Source organism: Litoreibacter roseus (genome assembly GCF_009811795.1).
Lineage (GTDB): Bacteria > Pseudomonadota > Alphaproteobacteria > Rhodobacterales > Rhodobacteraceae > Litoreibacter > Litoreibacter roseus.
On sequence record NZ_BLJE01000001.1, the window covers coordinates 45,352 to 62,300 of the forward strand.

Below are 16,949 nucleotides of genomic sequence, written 5' to 3' on the forward strand. Positions count from 1 at the left end.
CCATGAAGATTGGACTTTTGCCCCTGGCGCGCCCGACCTTCGATGTTGCTTATGCGGAAGAGAAGCTGGCCGGTATGTTGGCTGTTTTGGATGCCACGGGTCATGAGATCGTAGGGCCCAGAAGCTTGTTGATGGAAGCGAGCCTTGACGCGCTGAATGCGGTGGGTGAGGCGGATCTGGTCCTTATCCTGCAAGTAACCTTTACCGACGCCGCCTTTATCGTGGAGGCATCCAAGCTCAATCGACCGCTTGCGATCTGGGCCGTTCCTGAACCGCGCTTAGGCGGACGGCTGCGGCTTAATGCATTCTGTGGTTTGAATCTCGCGAGCCACGCATTGGCCGCCAACGGGATCGCTTTCAATTGGCTTTATGGAGATCCGGAAGATGTGGACCTGACGTCGCTGCTGGATGGGTCGCGCGGCGTTCGGCGTATTGAAGGCTCTGTCCCGAATGTATCGCCTTCACCGATGCCTGCCGAGGGTTTGCGAATTGCGCGGATAGGGGAACATCCCATCGGGTTCGATACCTGTGCGTATGACAAAAGCGCGCTGAAGGCACTTACTGGTGCGGAAATTGATGAGCTTGCACTGGACGACATGTTTGCAGCCGCACGCGCTTTGCCCGAAGATGCCGTCGCGCCCTATATGGAGAAAGCAGCAGCTCTTCCAAATCTTAAACACATGGATGCGGGCGAGTTGAATAGATCCTTGCGACTCGCCGGGGCGTTGGATCAACTGAAGACAGACGGCAAGTATGACGCCTTCGCGATACGGTGTTGGCCAGAAACGTTCACTGAATATGGTGGTGCGGTCTGTGGCCCCGTGTCGATGATGGGCGAGGCGCGTGTGCCGTGTGCCTGTGAGGCGGATGTCTATGGTGCGGTAACGCAGGCGATGTTGCAGGAGATTGCAGACGCGCCGGTGTTTCTGGCCGATCTCGTCGATATGGATGTTGCGGACGACACAGGTGTGGTGTGGCATTGCGGGCAAGCGCCTGTCTCAATGACGGACGACACACCGATGGCCACGGTTCATACGAACCGCAGGCAGGCATTGCTCTACGAGTTCACCTTGAAGCCGGGGCGCGTGACATTTTTCCGGCTCTCTCAGGCGGGCGGCACACCGAAGATCATTATCGCAACCGGTGAGATGCTGGCACGGGACATGGCATTCACCGGTACATCAGGCGTGGTCCGCTTTGACCACGGTGCTGCGGGCGTCTTGCGGGACGTGATGAACAGCGGATTGGAACATCACATGGCACTGGCCTATGGCGATCATGCCGATGCCTTACGATCGGTTGCCGCTGGGATGAACCTGCCGCTCATCGAACTGGGGGTGGGACAATGATCCGGTACGGTCTGATCGGCGCCGGCATGATGGGGCAGGAACACATCCGCAATATCGCCTTACTGGACGGGGCCTCCGTCACTGCGGTGGCCGATCCGGATGAAGGCATGCGGTGCCGAGCCGCTGAAGTCGCCCATGGCGCGCGGGCCTTTTCCGACTACGCGGAGCTGTTGGGCTCGGATCTGTGCGACGTTTACCTGGTGGCCGCACCGAATGACTTACACGCAGGCATACTCCAGAAATTGCTCGCGACAGACAAACCGATCCTTGTAGAAAAGCCCTTGGCCACCACGTCAGCGGATTGCCGAGATTTGCTGAACATGGCGCGCGGTCGCAACGCGCCGATTTGGGTCGCGATGGAGTACCGTTATATGCCGCCGTTGCAACGGCTGATGCAGGCCATCGATCAGGGTGCTGCGGGCACCCCCCGCATGATGTCGATCCGCGAACACCGTTTTCCCTTTTTGCCTAAAGTCGCGGACTGGAACCGGTTTAACACACGGACGGGCGGAACCCTGACCGAGAAATGCTGCCACTTCTGGGATCTCATGCGTCTGGTTCTGAAAAGCGATCCCGTGCGGGTCTACGCAAGTGCTGGCGTCGACGTGAACCACAGGGATGAGCGCTATTTTGGAAAGGTGCCGGATATCGTGGATAATGCTTATGTCATTGTGGATTTCGCCTCCGGCGCGCGCGGAATGTTGGATTTGTGCATGTTCGCCGAAGGCTCATATTGGCAGGAAACCGTGGCCGTGACAGGCGAAAAGGCGCGATTAGAGGCGTTCGTACCGGGACCGGCCCGGTTCGCACCCGATGGCCAAGAAAGGAAATCCGAGTTTGTCATGTCATTGCGCGCCTTGAAAGAAGAGGTCCGCGAAGAAATACATGTAGACGAAAAAATCCTGAACGCGGGTGATCACCACGGATCGACCTATTTCCAGCATGAGCGCTTCCTAAAGCTGGTCAGAACCGGGCGCGGCGCGCCTGAGATCACCTTGGAGGATGGTTATTGGTCAGTATTGGTCGGTGAGGCGGCAGAAGAAAGTGCCCGGTCCGGACAGGCAATTGATTTGCGAGGAAAAGGCCCTTGAGCTTTGGTGCGATGCCCGCTGGTGATCCAGTCACGCGCCACCGCATAGAGGGCGGCGGTCTTACGGCTTGGATCTTAAGCTACGGGGCAGTTTTGCAGGATCTGAGGTTTGAGGGACATCCGCACCCGCTGGTGCTTGGCTTCGAACGCTTCGAGCCCTACCTTACATCATCTCCCTATTTCGGTGCGATTGCTGGCAGATGCGCCAACCGGATCACCAATGCCAGTTTCGAAATTGACGGGAAGACCTTTCAACTCGACCGGAACGTCGAAGGCATCCACAGCTTGCACGGTGGCTCAAAGGGCATGGGAAAGCGCAACTGGGACGTGGTTGGTATTGGCCCGGATAGCGTAACGCTGGAATATATCGCTGACAACGGCGAGATGGGATACCCGGGCAAACTGTCGGCACGTGTGACTTACACTTGCCTGCCGGATGGCATTTTCGATATTCGACTTCATGCAACCACCGACACCCCGACCCTCTGCAATCTTGCCCATCATACCTATTGGGCGCTTGATGACACTGGGGATACGGCACACCACCTGCTGCAGGTTGATGCGGATCATTACGTTGAGGTCGATGACCTTTTCATTCCCACAGGGACAGTTGCGAATGTCGCCGGCACGCGCTTTGATTTCAGGACGACCCGTCCTATCGCGGACGAAACGTTGATCGATCATAATCTGTGCCTGTCGTCCGAGCGGGAACCATTGCGCCGTGTCGCCCGTTTGATGTCAACGCAAAGTGATGTCTCGATGGAGGTTCTGACAACGGAACCGGGGCTTCAGGTTTACGACGGCTATAAAATCGACATCGACATACCCGGGCTCGAGCAAAAACATTATGGACCAAATGCCGGGCTGGCGCTGGAACCGCAGGTTTGGCCTGACGCCATCAACCACGACAGCTTTCCAAACGCTGTACTCCGACCAGACGACACCTACCGTCAGCACACGCAATTCAAGTTTTCAAAAGGACCAGCCTCATGAGCTACGACACATATCTCAAGCAAGCGAACTTTATCGACGGGTCATGGGTCGGCGCGGACGGCGGTGAGACCATTGATGTGATCAACCCCGCGACAGGCGAGGTGATTGGAACTGTCCCGGCCAGCGGCACGGATGAAACCAGACGCGCGATCGCGGCAGCACAGGAAGCTTTTCCCGGCTTCTCCTCCATGCCTTTGATGGAACGTCTCGATTTGCTTTGGAAGCTGCACGATGCACTGATGGACAACCGCGACACTCTGGGGGAATTGCTGACGGTCGAGCAGGGTAAACCGCTGGCGGAGGCGAAGGGAGAGATCACCATCGGCGCGGGCTATATCCGATGGTTCGCCGAAGAGGCGCGCCGTGCAAAAGGTGAGATTGTCCCAGCACCCGGGAATGGTCGCCGTATCCTTGTAACGAAACACGCGGTGGGCGTGGTGGGAATGATCACGCCGTGGAACTTCCCATCCTCGATGCTGGCACGCAAGGTTGGCCCGGCCTTGGCCGTCGGCTGCACCGTCGTGGCAAAGCCTGCAACAGCGACGCCATACTCTGGTCTGGCATGGGCTGCTTTATGCGAAGAGGTCGGCTTTCCAAAGGGTGCGATCAACATTCTGACTGGTTCGGCGAAAAAGATCGGCGGTGCAATCATGGATGATCCGCGTGTGCGTAAGGTCACGTTCACAGGCTCCACCGGTGTTGGCAAAGAGCTCATTCGGCAATCTGCGGACACGGTTAAAAAGGTGTCTATGGAGCTTGGGGGCAACGCGCCGTTTCTGGTTTTTGACGACGCCGATATTGACGCCGCTGTTCAGGGGGCCGTCGTCTCCAAATTTCGCAATGCGGGTCAGACCTGCGTTTGCGCCAACCGAATCTATGTACAGTCCGGCGTGTACGATGAATTTGTCGAGAAACTGAAGTCCGAGACCGCGAAGATGAAAGTGGGTGACGGACGCGAAGATGGCGTCGAGCAGGGGCCGATGATCGACATGGATGCTGTCGAGAAGGTGGAGGAACTGTTGTCAGACGCCAAGGAAAAAGGCGGTAAAGTGATACTCGGCGGCAACCGTCACGAGAAAGGGCACAGTTTCTTTGAGCCGACAATCGTATCTGAGGCTACCCAAGACATGCGCTTTTCGAAGGAAGAGATCTTTGGACCGCTCGCACCGGTGTTTCGCTTTGAGGATGAGCAGGACGCAATAGATTGGGCGAATGACACTGAATTCGGTCTGGCGTCCTACGCATACACCCGTGACATCGGGCGTATCTGGCGTCTTAACGAGGGCCTACAATATGGCATGATCGGGATTAACTCGGGGCTCATTACCACCGTCGAGGCACCTTTCGGGGGCGTAAAGGAAAGTGGTTTGGGTAAGGAAGGCGGCAGTCAAGGGCTCGAGGATTACATGGACACTAAGTACACCGCCGTTGATTTCTGATGGCGCTCTGCGAACGTGAGTGTCGCATAGGGACTTGATTTCGGCGGGCGCGCCATGGAGCATCGTCCCATGCGCGCGCCCGTCATCGATAACCTTCAGTATGCCAATTGGTCTGAAAAGATCTTTCGTCAGATGCGTGAGGGGGGCGTCGATGCTGTTCACGTCACGATCGCCTATCATGAGAGCTTCCGTGAAGCCGTCCTCAATTTGGAGGCGTGGAACACGTGGTTCGAGCAGTATCCCAACCTGATCTTTCGCGGATTGACCGGTAAGGACGTCCAGCGGGCTCAAGAGACAGGCCGCACCGCTATCTTCTTTGGCTTTCAGAATCCAAGCCCTATCGAAGACGACATCGGTCTGGTTGAGGTTTTCCACCAGCTCGGCGTTCGGTTTATGCAATTGACCTACAACAACCAATCGTTGCTTGCGACGGGGTGCTACGAGGAAGATGACACGGGCCTCACGCGCTTCGGCAAGCAAGTGGTGACCGAGATGAACCGCGTCGGGATGGTCATCGATATGAGCCATTCGGCAAACCGCTCTACATTGGAAGCCATAGACCACTCCACCCGGCCAATCGCCATCACCCATGCAAATCCGGCGTGGTGGCACGGGGCGCTTCGAAACAAGTCTGACGAGGTTCTGCGGGCCTTGACGACATCAGGGGGCATGCTGGGGTTTTCTCTTTATCCGCATCATCTGAAAGATGGGTCTAGTTGCACACTGACTTCATTTTGCACGATGATTGCGGAAGCCGCAGAACGGTACGGTACGGATGCGCTTGGGATCGGGTCGGACCTTTGCCAAGATCAACCCGACAGTGTGGTGTCATGGATGCGCAACGGACGCTGGTCAAAGGTGACCGATTTCGGTGAAGGCTCTGCGGATGCGCCGGGGTTTCCCGACATGCCCGGCTGGTTCAGGGACAATCGCGATTTCGGTCAAATCGCGGCAGGCTTGCAAGACGTCGGGTTCACCGCAGCGGAGGTTGCGGCGATCATGGGCGACAACTGGCAGCGATTTTATGACGCCTCCTTCGGTCCCGCAGCATGACAATTGCACTTCCCCCACAAGAGCCGTTACGCCCACCGGCAGACGTCATGCGTCTGGCTCGGATGGGGGCGATGTTTCCGACGCGTCTCAGCTTTATGAGAACGCTACTGCGATATCTGGGGACGGAAAGCGCATCCGTGATGCGGCCTGTCTGGGAAATGGACAATGATGGGTACGGCCATGCGGTCTATTCCATCAGTTTTGGTGGATACACTTACAGCCTCGTTGCGGTCTCAAACGCACTGTCGCCGGATCAGCGAACGGACCGCGTTATCGCAGAGGCGTGGGATACCACGTATGTGTTGTATGACGGCGTGCCGGATAGCAATGAGATTGCGCGTCTGACAGAGAACGCCCCGCTGCAAGAGGCCGGGCGATTTACTGAGCGCGATCTCGTGTTGAGCCGGGCCAACAAATCCGTGCGCCTGTTCGCGCATGTCGCCGAGGCGCTTCGACGAGGTGCGCAACCCGACCTGCAGATGGTCCGCGATATTGGGTACCTGATGCGAACCACGGCGGTCTATGGGAACGGTAAGTTCGGCATAGCGGATCGGGAAGTCATCAGGGAAAGACCTGGATTGGACGGTCCGTTCATGGCTGAGATGCTCACTGTTTGGCTGATCCGTGGCTTCACCCATGATCTTGTAGAGCATGTCGGCGGCGGACAGCTGGACCCGGCAGTGAAGCGGCACCTTGGTATCGGCAATTCCACCGGACTTGGCATGGCGCCGTTCCTGGTGTCTCACCCGGACCTTCTCAACAACTGGATGATGGCGCGGGAGACGGCCTTGGCGCGGGTCAGAGCGGTGCGAGGTCTTACGTCTGAACAGATCGACCGTATTGTCGCTCTTACAGATCGCGCAGCGCAGCATCTTGGCGAATGGACTGTCCCTGACGTGGAACACCAGCAGCGGATCGCGCGGTTGCGGTTGGACTGGGCAGACCTCACAGCCAACCTTAAAGACTTGCTCGACCAGCCCAAACCTATTGACCAGCTGGTTCGCGTCTGTGCCACGATCTCGCGGGACTGTGAAGAATTGGCCGCAGCGCTTGTTCTGGAACCTTTTGGCGATCTTGTGGATCAGCTTGCCCTCGGCATGATCAGCGCTCAGTTGCCGCCTTTGGATCCGAGGGGCGGAGTATGCGATTTACGGATGTTGATCGAAGCGCGGTGGGACTGGGCGCTTGAGATCAACTTTGATGATCCTTGGGAAACGGCCCAGTTCTGGTATGTGAGCGAAGAAAAACTGGAGCCGCGTCTGGGGCGCCGTGCGGAAGAACCGGGCGCGGATCAGGAAAGCCCTCTGGACATTGCTCGGCAAATTCAGGCTCTTCACCGGGACATGGCTGACGCAGATGGCACGCTTGCTTCTTTCCTGAGAGCCTATCCGCAGCACCGATCAGCGGTACATCGTGTGCAGATCAATCTTGCTCATCCTTATTCCGAAATCTGCGATAACCTGATTGGCGAGGGGTGCAAGCCGATTGATATGCTACGGTGCAAGCTGTCGTTCTTCGGGGCATCCAAATTTGACCCAAAGTCCGATCGCTGGATCCGGATCACCCTGGCGCAAGGTGCGCCTCTGTTTGATGAACTTGGCGGCGCGGACGATTGGTGGCTGCCTGTCTTCGGTGCATGAGACGCTCGGCCAACGAGGCGCAGATGCTCGTGTTGAAGGCAGTCCGTGGTGCGGGGGCGCCGCTGGGTGCGGCCGAGATGCTTGCGCGTGTCGTCCCTGATCTGAGCACGGCTGCATGGCACGAACTGCCCACTGCGCTCAGAGGCCCGTTCCCTGCATCGCGACCGTACCAAGAGGGCGGCATCGTCAAGTTCACCAAAGCCCGCGTTCTGACTTGCGGAGTTGCAGCCTTGGACATTGCCCTGAGCGAGGACGTCGACGTTCACGTTCTTCAAGTTGATGCCCCGGAGATTACCTGCGCGCTTGCGCGGTATATCGAACAGGCGTTCGGCGTGACGCTCAGCCGCCTTGTGATAACCGATAGCACTGATCGTTCCATCCCGGTCTCAAGGGGTTCTGTACCAGCCTTGTCAACGGCGGACGGTATTCCAGACACTGTCTGGCGGGCATTGATGGAATTTGCGGCGAAAACCTATGTGGCAGCCAGTGAAGCGTCACGCAGCGGTGGTGCCGGAGCTGGTCTGACTGACAACGATTGATCACTAAAGATCAGTTTCGGGATACTTGAAAGCCCCTGGAAACCGCGCGTTTGGCCTTGGAAGACAGGCTACTTTCGCGGAAGCCGTAAGCGACGCACCATTCTGCCGGGAGATTTTCGATGAAGCATATCAAACAGCCAGCAATCGACACGCAGATCGAAGACGGTCGCATCCGCACGCTGGTCGAAGGGATGCTGTCTGAAATCCGTGCCAATGGTGAAGATGCTGTCCGGAAGTATGCGGCAGACTTGGATGGCTGGACCTCCGACTTTGCGTTGAGCGATGAGAAAAAGCAGCGGTTGATTGCGCAGGTACCGCAGCAGACACGCGACGATATCGGCTTTGCCTTCAAGCAGATATCGCGCTTTGCGAAGGCGCAGCGGGGCAGCATTCAGGATTTTCAGATCGATACGGAGCCCGGCGTGACGCTTGGCCAGCGGTGTGTTCCGGTCGATTGTGCAGGCTGCTATATCCCGGGCGGTCGGTATGCGCATGTGGCCTCTGCTTTGATGAGCGTTGCGACGGCCAAGGCGGCGGGTGTACCGTTCGTGGTTGCAGCTTCCCCGCCCCGTGGCGATGCCATTGATCCGTCCGTGGCCTATGCGCTCGATCTGGCCGGTGCGGACGTGATCCTTGAGATGGGCGGTGTTCAGGCAATCGCCTCGATGGCGCTTGGCCTTTTCGGTGCGCGTCCGGCTGACATTCTGGTGGGGCCGGGCAATGCCTACGTTGCGGAAGCCAAACGTCAGCTTTTTGGTGAGATCGGGATCGATGTCTTTGCCGGGCCGACCGAAAGTGCGGTGATTGCCGATGATACGGCAGACCCTATGACTGTCGCTATTGATCTCTTGTCTCAAGCGGAACACGGCACGAACTCCCCGGTCTGGTTGTTCACGACGTCCCCGGAATTGTCCGAAACTGTGGCCCGGATTATTCCGAAAGTCGCGGCCGATTGGCCGACAGGAGAGGTTGCGCTCACGGCGTGGGAGAATTTTGGCGAGGTGATCCTGTGCGAAACACGGGAAGAAATGGCTGCCGTCTCGGATCGCTACGCATGCGAGCATTTGCAGGTGCAGACCGCAGATCTGGATTGGTGGCTGAACCGTCTGCGCAATTACGGCTCGCTGTTTCTGGGTGAAGGTTCGACGGTGACCCATGGCGACAAATGCTCTGGCACAAACCATATTCTGCCGACCCGTCAGGCGGCCCGGTACACCGGCGGGCTGAACGTGATGAAATTCCTCAAGGTCCTGACCTGGCAGGAGATAAAGACCGATGCGGATCCTGAAATGTCAGCAGTCGCATCCCGTCTGTCACGGGTCGAGGGGATGGATGGCCATGCCCGTGCTTGCGACTGGCGTCTGCAAAAGTTCGGCGGACAAACGTCGTGGGATTTCGAGGTTGCTCACCAAGTGCGCTACGACTGAGCCTTACCGTTTGTCGTAGTAAAGACCGACGGTGTGCTCTGCCTCTGCAAAGAACAGCCAGCGGATTGTGACAGCGCCGATGATGTGAAGAAGCACCGCGGCAAGCGCCAACATGTGGCTGAACTGAAAGGCGCTGAGCAGGATAAATGGGGTCAGGCTCAGGCAGAGAATTCCAAAGATCCGCAGGGTGTGACGGTGCTTGCGGCCGACCTGATGGACCATTTCGGTCATGAGGTAGTTCTTGCTGCTATGGGGCGCTTCGAACATCCGGACTTTCCCGATGTTTCCCAGCCCCGTGGCGGTTTCGATGGTGGATCCTGCCTTGGCAAACTGACCGTCGCCGATCATCCAAGCGGCCAGTTGACCAACCCCTAGAAGCAGCAGCAACGGCAAGGCGATGCTAGTCTGTCCGGCGAGGAATGCGCCCCCCGTCAGAGCGTAGCCGAGAAACAGAAGCGGTGTGGTCCAGTGGTTCCAACGGGGCACGGTTTTCAGCTGACCGTAGATCATTGCCGTGGCAAAGACCGTCGCAAGGCTGAGGGCTGCACCAAGCAGCCCCAAAGGGGCAATCCGTGTGTTGAAGAAAACCACGCCAATTGCGTAGAGACCCATGATAACAAGGGCTGCGACGCTCAAACAGGCCTCCCGGCTGAGCCAACTGGACCGCCATTGGGTGAAGGCCTTCAGCGCGCGCTGTGGGTTGCCCAAATGAAAGCTTGAGGCGATCAGACCGCTGACAGCCAAGGCGTAGGCCACGGCGAAAAAGACGAAGGCGGTGAAACCCGAGACGTCCGGTTTGCCAAAACCCAAGAAGGTCAGAAGGCCGAAGCCCAGACCGGAAAAGACGGTGAAGAAGATGATCGACGGGGCTGGATGCATCAGATCTTCTCCAGCGTGCGATCGAGCCATCCCAGAAAGCCCGTGGGCTCTGCCGCGATGGGTTCAAGGAATGGCGCGAGGATGTCTATTTCCTCGTCCTTGGGGCGCGGCGGAAGGTACTTGTTTACGGGTTTTGTGCCTTGTTCGGGCATCAGGTCAAAGCCCCCACGTTCGGCCACCAACTTACTGACTTTGCTATCTTTATCCGCCAGATCGCCGAAATGCCGGGCGTTCGACGGGCATGTTCTGACGCAGGCCGGTTCGCGGTCTTCTTCGGGCAGGTTCTCGTTGTAGATCCGGTCAACGCAGAGGGTGCATTTCTTCATGACACCTTCTGCCAAATCCATCTCCCGCGCACCGTAGGGACATGCCCAGGCACACAGACCGCACCCGATACAGTCGCTTTCATTGACCAGTACGATGCCGTCCTCGACACGCTTGTAGCTGGCACCAGTGGGGCAGACCGTAACGCAGGGCGCGTCCTCGCAGTGGAGGCAGGATTTCGGGAAGTGGATTGTCTGGGCGAAGCCTGTTTCGGGCTGAACTTCGTAGCTGTGGACACGGTTGAGAAAGGTGCCAACGGGCTCCGCGCCATAGGGCTGTTGATCGCTGAGCGGCGCGCCATAATTCTCGGTGTTCCATCCTTTGCAACTGACCACGCAGGCGTGGCACCCGACACAGGTGTCGAGGTCGATCACAAGCCCCAGTTTCTTTTCCGTGTGGGTCGGCAACTGGGTCATAAGGTGTCCTTTTTGGCTTTCGGAAATCTATCGGACTTCCATCGGACTTTTGTCGGACTCATTTTCCCACCTTCCACGCCAGCTTGTCGGGCCCTGCGCCAACCGGAGACTTTTGCGCTGGCAGGCTGGGCTGACTTTCGGCTGGCGCGACCGTCTTCTCGATATTCACGCGCAGGTCGAACCATGCGGCTTGTCCCGTGATTGGATCCGAGTTCGCCCAGCGGAGACCGTCGCCCTTGGGCGGCAAAAGCTCGTGTATCAGATGGTTCAGAAGGAAGCCCTTCGTGACCTCGGGGGCGTCGGTGTCCAAGGCCCATGCGCCCTTGCGTTTGCCGATGGCGTTCCATGTCCAGACAGTGCTGTCGTTCAGCGCAGCCTGATGGGCGACGGGCACTGTGATGGTGCCGTGTGGTGAAGTGACCTTGGCCCAGTCGCCGTCTTCGAATCCGTGCGCCTCCCACACTTTGGTGGGGACATAGAGCGGGTTGTGCCCGTGTATCTGTCGCAGCCATGCGTTTTGTGACCCCCAAGAATGGTACATGGCCATGGGCCGCTGGGTCAGCGCGTGGAGGGGGAATTCGTAGCTGTTGACGGCGGCTTCCTCGAAGGGCTCGTACCAGATGGGCAGCGGGTCCATGGTAGATTTCACCCGCTCGCGCAAATGTTCTGGCGGCTGGCGTGTGCCGTGACCCTCGGCGGCCAACTGGAACCGGCGCATGGGTTCGACATAGAGGTTGAAGATGTAGGGCTGGGGGGCGTCATAGAAGCCCATCTTGACGGCCCAGTCCTGATAGCCCGCGTTCCAAGGTTTATAGTAGGCGGCCTCTGCCGGGACATGTTCCATCCAGAAGCCGCCGTTTTCGATATAGCGGTCAAGTTGGTCGGGGTTCGGTGACCCGCGTCCGTCGGCTGTCGCCTCAGACGGCGTCCCACCCACCCCCGAACCTTCAGCCATGCGCCATCCGGCCAGTGGGCCAATGCCGGGGCGGCGGATGTGGTTGGTGATGTAATCGGCGTAATCCTTGTATTTCTGAGTGCCGTCCTCGTTCACGAACCCCGGCAGGCCAAGGCGCCCGCCCAGATCGCAGAGCGCGGACTGGAAGCCGCGCACGTCACGGTCAGGTTCGACCACAGGCCAGCGGATTGCATCGGCGACGGCGTCGGCCTCGCAAATAGGGCGGTCCAGAAGGCTGATGCAGTCGTGGCGTTCCAGATAGGTGGTATCCGGCAGGATCAGGTCGGCATAGGCCACCATCTCGGATGAATAGGCGTCCGAATAGATGATGTTCGGGATGACGTAATCGCCGTTCTCATCCGTGTCGGTGAGCATGTCGATGACGCCGCGCGTGTTCATGGACGAGTTCCACGACATGTTGGCCATGTACATGAAGAGTGTGTCGATCTTGTAAGGATCACCCGCATGGGCGTTGGAGATGACCATGTGCATCAAGCCGTGGGCGCTCATAGGGTTTTCCCAGGTGAACGCCTTGTCGATGCGGGCCGGGTTGCCGTCGGCATCCAGCGCCAGATCTTCGGGACCGTGGACAAAGCCCAGATGTGGTCCGTTCAAGGCGCAGTTGGGCTGGACCCCGCAATGGGGTTTCGGGTGCGCCTCTGGTGGCTTGGGGTAAGGTGGCTTGAAGCGCATACCGCCGGGCACTTCGACGGAGCCCAAGAGGATCTGCAGCAGATGCAGAGACCGGCAGGTCTGGAAGCCGTTGGAATGGGCCGAGATGCCGCGCATGGCGTGGAAGCTGACGGGGCGTCCGATCATCTTCTCATGTGTCTGACCCCGGAAATCGGTCCATGGCTGGTCGATCTCAATGGCCTGATTGAAAGCGACATCGGCCAGTTCCGCGGCGATGCGCTTGATACGGTCTGCGGGGATGCCAGTCCTGTCGGCGACGGCTTCTGCCGCGTATTGTGGATCAAGATATCTGTCGACCATGTGCAGGAACACGGCCCGATGGGTGACGCCCGCCTCGCGCAGTTTGCCCGACAGATCCGGCTTGACGCCAGGCGTATCGAAGGCCGTGGGCTTTCCGGTTGTCCGGTCGATGACCATCAGCTTATTGTTGTCGTCGCGCAGAAGCAGGCCATGGTCGGCGGATTTTTCGTCGCCATTGACCAGAACGGGCGCGTTGGTGAGGTTGGCGAGATAGTCGAGGTCGATCTTGCCGGCCTTCATCAACTCATGCACCAGCGCGAGAATGAAAAGCCCGTCCGTGCCGGGTGTGATGCCGACCCATTCATCCGCCACAGCGTTGTAGCCCGACCGCACGGGGTTCACGCCAATGACCTTGGCGCCACGTGCCTTCAATTTGCCCAGACCCATCTTGATCGGGTTGCTGTCGTGATCCTCGGCCACACCAAAGATCATGAACATCTTGGTGTGGTCCCAGTCGGGCTGGCCGAATTCCCAAAACGCTCCGCCCATCGTGTAGATGCCCGCCGCCGCCATGTTGACCGAGCAGAACCCGCCATGGGCCGCGTAATTCGGTGTGCCGAAGCCCTGAGCCCAAAGGGACGTGAAGCTCTGCGACTGATCGCGGCCGGTGAAAAAGGCCAGCTTTTCAGGGTGTTTTTCGCGGATCGGGCGGAGGATATCCGTGGCACGTGTGAGCGCCTCCTCCCACGTGATTTCCTCGAACTCGCCCGATCCGCGAGGCCCCACCCGGCGCAGCGGTGCGCGCAGCCGTGACGGAGCATTGTGTTGCATGATCCCGGCGCTGCCTTTGGCGCAGAGAACACCCTGATTCACCGGATGATCGCGGTTGCCTTCGATATATGCAACCTTTCCGTCCTTCATATGGACATTGATGCCGCAACGGCAGGCGCACATGTAGCAAGTTGTCTTGCGGATCTCGTCCGAGACTTTCGGTGAAAGATCAATTTTGGGCTGGTGGGTCATGACGTGGAGCCCTTCGTCGCGTTCACGATGGCCGCCAGCGCGATCGAGGCGAGCCGTGCCGCAGGTGGATCCGCGCGGGAGGTCAGAAGGATCGGAACCTTGGCCCCCATGACGATCCCGGCGGCGCAGGCCCCTGTCAGGTAAACCAGCGCCTTGAAGAGCGCATTGCCCGAGACGATGTCGGGCACGATGATTGCATCGGCCTTGCCCGCGACCGGATCATCGGTCAGCCCCTTGGTGGCGACGCTGTCCGGCGACAGGATGAGATCCAGCGCGAGCGGGCCGGACACACTGGCATTCGGGATATTCTCTGCGGCCCAGTTGGCGAGCGTACGCGCCTCGCCCGAGGACGGCACGGCGTCCAGAACGCTTTCGGTGGCAGACAGGATCGCGACGCGCGGGTGGTCGATGTCGAGTGTCTGCATCAGGTCAACCACGGAGCGGATGGCGTCCTGCCGGGTTTCCATGTTGGGATCCACGTTGACTGCGCCGTCGGACAAAAACAGCGGGCGCCCCCCCCCGGGATGGGTGATGTGGAAGATATGGACCAGCCGTTTGCCGGTGCGCAGGCCTGCGTCGCGGTTCAAGGCGGCTTTCATGAATTGATCGGTGTGAAGCTGACCCTTCATCAGAACATCGGCGTCCCCGCGGCCACAGGCTTCGGCTGCGGCTTGCCCGGCTGCGGCCTCGCCCTTGGCCTCGATGATCTCAAAGCCGGAGATGTCCCACTGCAGGTCGTCGGCAAGCTTTCTGATGACGTTCGCTTCGCCGGTAAAGAGCGGCTCCATCATATTGGCTTCCACGGCCTCTTTCGCAGCTTCCATCGGAAGGGCGCTGCCTGCGCGGGCGATGGCGACGCGGGGCGGTGGCAGACCTTTTGCGCGGGCGATCAGAGCAGCCGGCGCCACCGCCTGGACGGTCGATAAGAACGGGGACCGCGTGTGTGTGGTGTCTGACGTCATGTCCGGCGCGTCCTCTGGTGGGTTTGTCAGTTCATCTGACAGCGTAAATCCGGCTTCCGTGTGAGGCCGGACATTCTGGGTTTTCGTCTTTTACTCGGCGGCCATGTCGGCGGCGTCGATACCGGACACGGATACCGGCTTCTTCATTGCATCGCGGCGGAACGGTTCACCCAGTTCCTGATTGAGCACGACTTCAAGGAAGGTGGTCTCGCCGTCCTGCATCTGCGCCTTGATGGCCTTGTTCAGCTCGTCGGTCAGCTGATCCATGGTTGTAACCTGCACGCCCTTGAGGCCACAGGCCTTGGCGATGTCGGCGTAGCGCACATCCAGATCCAACTCGGTCCCGACGAAGTTGTCGTCGAACCACAGCGTCGTGTTCCGCTTTTCGGCACCCCACTGATAGTTGCGGAAGATGATCATCGTGATTGCGGGCCAGTCGCCACGCCCAACTGCTGTCATCTCGTTCATGGAAATCCCGAAGGCGCCGTCGCCCGCGAATCCTACAACCGGTACGTCAGGTTGACCGATCTTGGCACCGACAATGGCCGGGAAGCCATAGCCGCAAGGGCCGAAGAGACCGGGCGCCAGATATTTGCGGCCTTCCTCGAAGGACGGATAGGCGTTGCCGATGGCGCAGTTGTTGCCGATGTCGGAGCTGATGATTGCCTCTTTTGGAAGAGCGGCCTGAATGGCGCGCCATGCCTGGCGGGGCGACATGTGATCGGGTTGACGGGTGCGCGCGCGCTCGTTCCATGTGGTGCCGGGATCGTCCTCTTCATGGTCGAGCGAGGTCAGTTCCTGTGCCCAGCGAGACTTGGTGTCCGCGATCAGGGCTTTGCGGTCTGCGCGGCCTGCGTCGCCCGCGTGATCGGCCAGCTTGCCAAGGATACCTTCCGCCACTTTCTTTGCGTCGCCCACGATGCCCACGGTGACCGTCTTGGTCAGGCCGATCCGGTCCGGGTTGATGTCGACCTGAATGACTTTGGCGTCCTGCGGCCAGTAGTCGATGCCGTAGCCGGGCAGGGTGGAGAATGGGTTGAGCCGGGTGCCGAGGGCCAAAACCACATCAGCCTTGGAGATCAGTTCCATCCCCGCCTTCGAACCGTTATAGCCCAGAGGCCCGGCAAAAAGCGGATGCGACCCGGGGAACGCGTCATTGTGCTGATAGCCGACGCAGACAGGCGCATCGAGCGTCTCGGCCAGTTTCATAGAGGCCGGGATGCCGTCCGCCAGAACGACACCTGCGCCGTTCAGGATTACCGGAAACTTGGCGCTGCTTAAAAGATCTGCGGCGCGGGCAATTGCGTCTTCGCCGCCCGACGGGCGTTCGAAATCCACCACTGCGGGTAGGTTGATGTCGATGACCTGAGTCCAGAAATCGCGCGGCACGTTGATCTGGGCGGGCGCCGAGGCACGGTAGGCTTTCAGGATCACGCGGTTGAGAACCTCGGCGATGCGGGACGGGTCGCGGACCTCTTCCTGATAGGCGACCATGTCTTCGAACAGTTTCATCTGTTCGACTTCCTGAAATCCGCCCTGACCGATGGTCTTGTTGGCCGCCTGCGGCGTGACCAGCAAAAGCGGTGTGTGGTTCCAGTAGGCGGTCTTCACGGCGGTTACGAAATTGGTGATGCCGGGGCCGTTCTGGGCGATCATCATGGACATCTCGCCGGTCACACGGGTGTAGCCGTCGGCCATCATGCCTGCGCTGCCTTCGTGGGCGCAGTCCCAGAACTTGATGCCTGCGGACGGGAACAGGTCCGAGATCGGCATCATGGCAGAGCCGATGATCCCGAACGCATGTTTGATCCCATGCATCTGCAACGTTTTGACGAAGGCTTCTTCGGTGGTCATCTTCATGAGGTGGGCTCCCTGAACAGAGGTAGACCCGGCTGGAATCGCCGGAGCTTTGAGCGCGAAGCTATCT

General features: G+C 59.1%; 13 protein-coding genes. 8 read left to right on the forward strand and 5 right to left on the reverse strand.

The features are described from left to right. Positions 1-2: 2 nt before the first annotated feature. The 8 genes from KIN_RS00210 to hisD all read left to right on the forward strand — a co-directional run bounded on the left by KIN_RS00210 (position 3) and on the right by hisD (position 9,530). Positions 3-1,349: an L-fucose/L-arabinose isomerase family protein gene (locus KIN_RS00210; RefSeq protein WP_159803961.1), complete on the forward strand. Its 1,347-nt coding sequence runs from the start codon at positions 3-5 to the stop codon at positions 1,347-1,349. After that, positions 1,346-2,440 carry a Gfo/Idh/MocA family protein gene (locus KIN_RS00215; protein ID WP_159803962.1) on the forward strand — a complete coding sequence of 365 codons (1,095 nt, stop codon included), beginning with the start codon at positions 1,346-1,348 and terminating at the stop codon, positions 2,438-2,440. The genes KIN_RS00210 and KIN_RS00215 overlap by 4 nt, the downstream gene beginning before the upstream one ends. Beyond that, positions 2,437-3,432, forward strand: coding sequence for an aldose epimerase family protein (locus KIN_RS00220; RefSeq protein ID WP_207710107.1), 996 nt, complete (start codon positions 2,437-2,439; stop codon positions 3,430-3,432). Before KIN_RS00215 ends, KIN_RS00220 begins: the two co-directional genes overlap by 4 nt. Continuing rightward, a complete protein-coding gene (locus KIN_RS00225; protein ID WP_159803963.1) occupies positions 3,429-4,871 on the forward strand; it encodes an NAD-dependent succinate-semialdehyde dehydrogenase in 1,443 nt (480 codons plus the stop codon). The genes KIN_RS00220 and KIN_RS00225 overlap by 4 nt, the downstream gene beginning before the upstream one ends. 54 nt (positions 4,872-4,925) lie before the next feature. Further along, positions 4,926-5,924 (forward strand): membrane dipeptidase, encoded by a 999-nt coding sequence (locus KIN_RS00230; RefSeq protein WP_373281626.1) that lies wholly within the window; start codon positions 4,926-4,928, stop codon positions 5,922-5,924. Continuing rightward, on the forward strand, positions 5,921-7,564 hold the full coding sequence (locus KIN_RS00235) for a hypothetical protein (protein ID WP_159803964.1): 1,644 nt from the start codon (positions 5,921-5,923) through the stop codon (positions 7,562-7,564). The genes KIN_RS00230 and KIN_RS00235 overlap by 4 nt, the downstream gene beginning before the upstream one ends. Next, positions 7,561-8,103 (forward strand): DUF3726 domain-containing protein, encoded by a 543-nt coding sequence (locus KIN_RS00240; protein ID WP_279285191.1) that lies wholly within the window; start codon positions 7,561-7,563, stop codon positions 8,101-8,103. Before KIN_RS00235 ends, KIN_RS00240 begins: the two co-directional genes overlap by 4 nt. A gap of 119 nt (positions 8,104-8,222) precedes the next feature. Beyond that, positions 8,223-9,530 carry a histidinol dehydrogenase gene (gene hisD, locus KIN_RS00245; protein WP_159803966.1) on the forward strand — a complete coding sequence of 436 codons (1,308 nt, stop codon included), beginning with the start codon at positions 8,223-8,225 and terminating at the stop codon, positions 9,528-9,530. Positions 9,531-9,533: 3 nt separating this feature from the next. Here hisD and KIN_RS00250 read toward each other — a convergent pair whose 3' ends face one another. From KIN_RS00250 to xsc, 5 genes are all read right to left on the reverse strand, one after another. Further along, on the reverse strand, positions 9,534-10,409 hold the full coding sequence (locus tag KIN_RS00250) for a dimethyl sulfoxide reductase anchor subunit family protein (RefSeq protein ID WP_159803967.1): 876 nt from the start codon (positions 10,407-10,409) through the stop codon (positions 9,534-9,536). Then, positions 10,409-11,149 carry a 4Fe-4S dicluster domain-containing protein gene (locus tag KIN_RS00255; protein ID WP_159803968.1) on the reverse strand — a complete coding sequence of 247 codons (741 nt, stop codon included), beginning with the start codon at positions 11,147-11,149 and terminating at the stop codon, positions 10,409-10,411. The genes KIN_RS00250 and KIN_RS00255 overlap by 1 nt, the downstream gene beginning before the upstream one ends. 58 nt (positions 11,150-11,207) lie before the next feature. Further along, positions 11,208-14,060 carry a molybdopterin oxidoreductase family protein gene (locus KIN_RS00260; protein ID WP_159803969.1) on the reverse strand — a complete coding sequence of 951 codons (2,853 nt, stop codon included), beginning with the start codon at positions 14,058-14,060 and terminating at the stop codon, positions 11,208-11,210. Beyond that, positions 14,057-15,022: a bifunctional enoyl-CoA hydratase/phosphate acetyltransferase gene (locus KIN_RS00265; protein WP_159803970.1), complete on the reverse strand. Its 966-nt coding sequence runs from the start codon at positions 15,020-15,022 to the stop codon at positions 14,057-14,059. The genes KIN_RS00260 and KIN_RS00265 overlap by 4 nt, the downstream gene beginning before the upstream one ends. A 90-nt stretch (positions 15,023-15,112) precedes the next feature. Then, the gene (xsc, locus tag KIN_RS00270; RefSeq protein ID WP_159803971.1) at positions 15,113-16,882 is read right to left on the reverse strand and encodes a sulfoacetaldehyde acetyltransferase; all 1,770 of its coding nucleotides are present in this window, start codon (positions 16,880-16,882) and stop codon (positions 15,113-15,115) included. Positions 16,883-16,949 lie beyond the last annotated feature (67 nt).

What these genes read in the sequence shown, in the direction of transcription:
- KIN_RS00250 (WP_159803967.1), bottom strand. Translation starts at nt 10,409, where the DNA reads ATGCATCCAGCCCCGTCGATCATCTTCTTCACCGTCTTTTCCGGTCTG.
- KIN_RS00260 (WP_159803969.1), bottom strand. Translation starts at nt 14,060, where the DNA reads ATGACCCACCAGCCCAAAATTGATCTTTCACCGAAAGTCTCGGACGAG.
- KIN_RS00210 (WP_159803961.1), top strand. Translation starts at nt 3, where the DNA reads ATGAAGATTGGACTTTTGCCCCTGGCGCGCCCGACCTTCGATGTTGCT.
- KIN_RS00230 (WP_373281626.1), top strand. Translation starts at nt 4,926, where the DNA reads ATGGAGCATCGTCCCATGCGCGCGCCCGTCATCGATAACCTTCAGTAT.
- KIN_RS00225 (WP_159803963.1), top strand. Translation starts at nt 3,429, where the DNA reads ATGAGCTACGACACATATCTCAAGCAAGCGAACTTTATCGACGGGTCA.
- hisD (WP_159803966.1), top strand. Translation starts at nt 8,223, where the DNA reads ATGAAGCATATCAAACAGCCAGCAATCGACACGCAGATCGAAGACGGT.
- KIN_RS00215 (WP_159803962.1), top strand. Translation starts at nt 1,346, where the DNA reads ATGATCCGGTACGGTCTGATCGGCGCCGGCATGATGGGGCAGGAACAC.
- KIN_RS00255 (WP_159803968.1), bottom strand. Translation starts at nt 11,149, where the DNA reads ATGACCCAGTTGCCGACCCACACGGAAAAGAAACTGGGGCTTGTGATC.
- KIN_RS00265 (WP_159803970.1), bottom strand. Translation starts at nt 15,022, where the DNA reads ATGACGTCAGACACCACACACACGCGGTCCCCGTTCTTATCGACCGTC.
- KIN_RS00240 (WP_279285191.1), top strand. Translation starts at nt 7,561, where the DNA reads ATGAGACGCTCGGCCAACGAGGCGCAGATGCTCGTGTTGAAGGCAGTC.
- KIN_RS00235 (WP_159803964.1), top strand. Translation starts at nt 5,921, where the DNA reads ATGACAATTGCACTTCCCCCACAAGAGCCGTTACGCCCACCGGCAGAC.
- xsc (WP_159803971.1), bottom strand. Translation starts at nt 16,882, where the DNA reads ATGAAGATGACCACCGAAGAAGCCTTCGTCAAAACGTTGCAGATGCAT.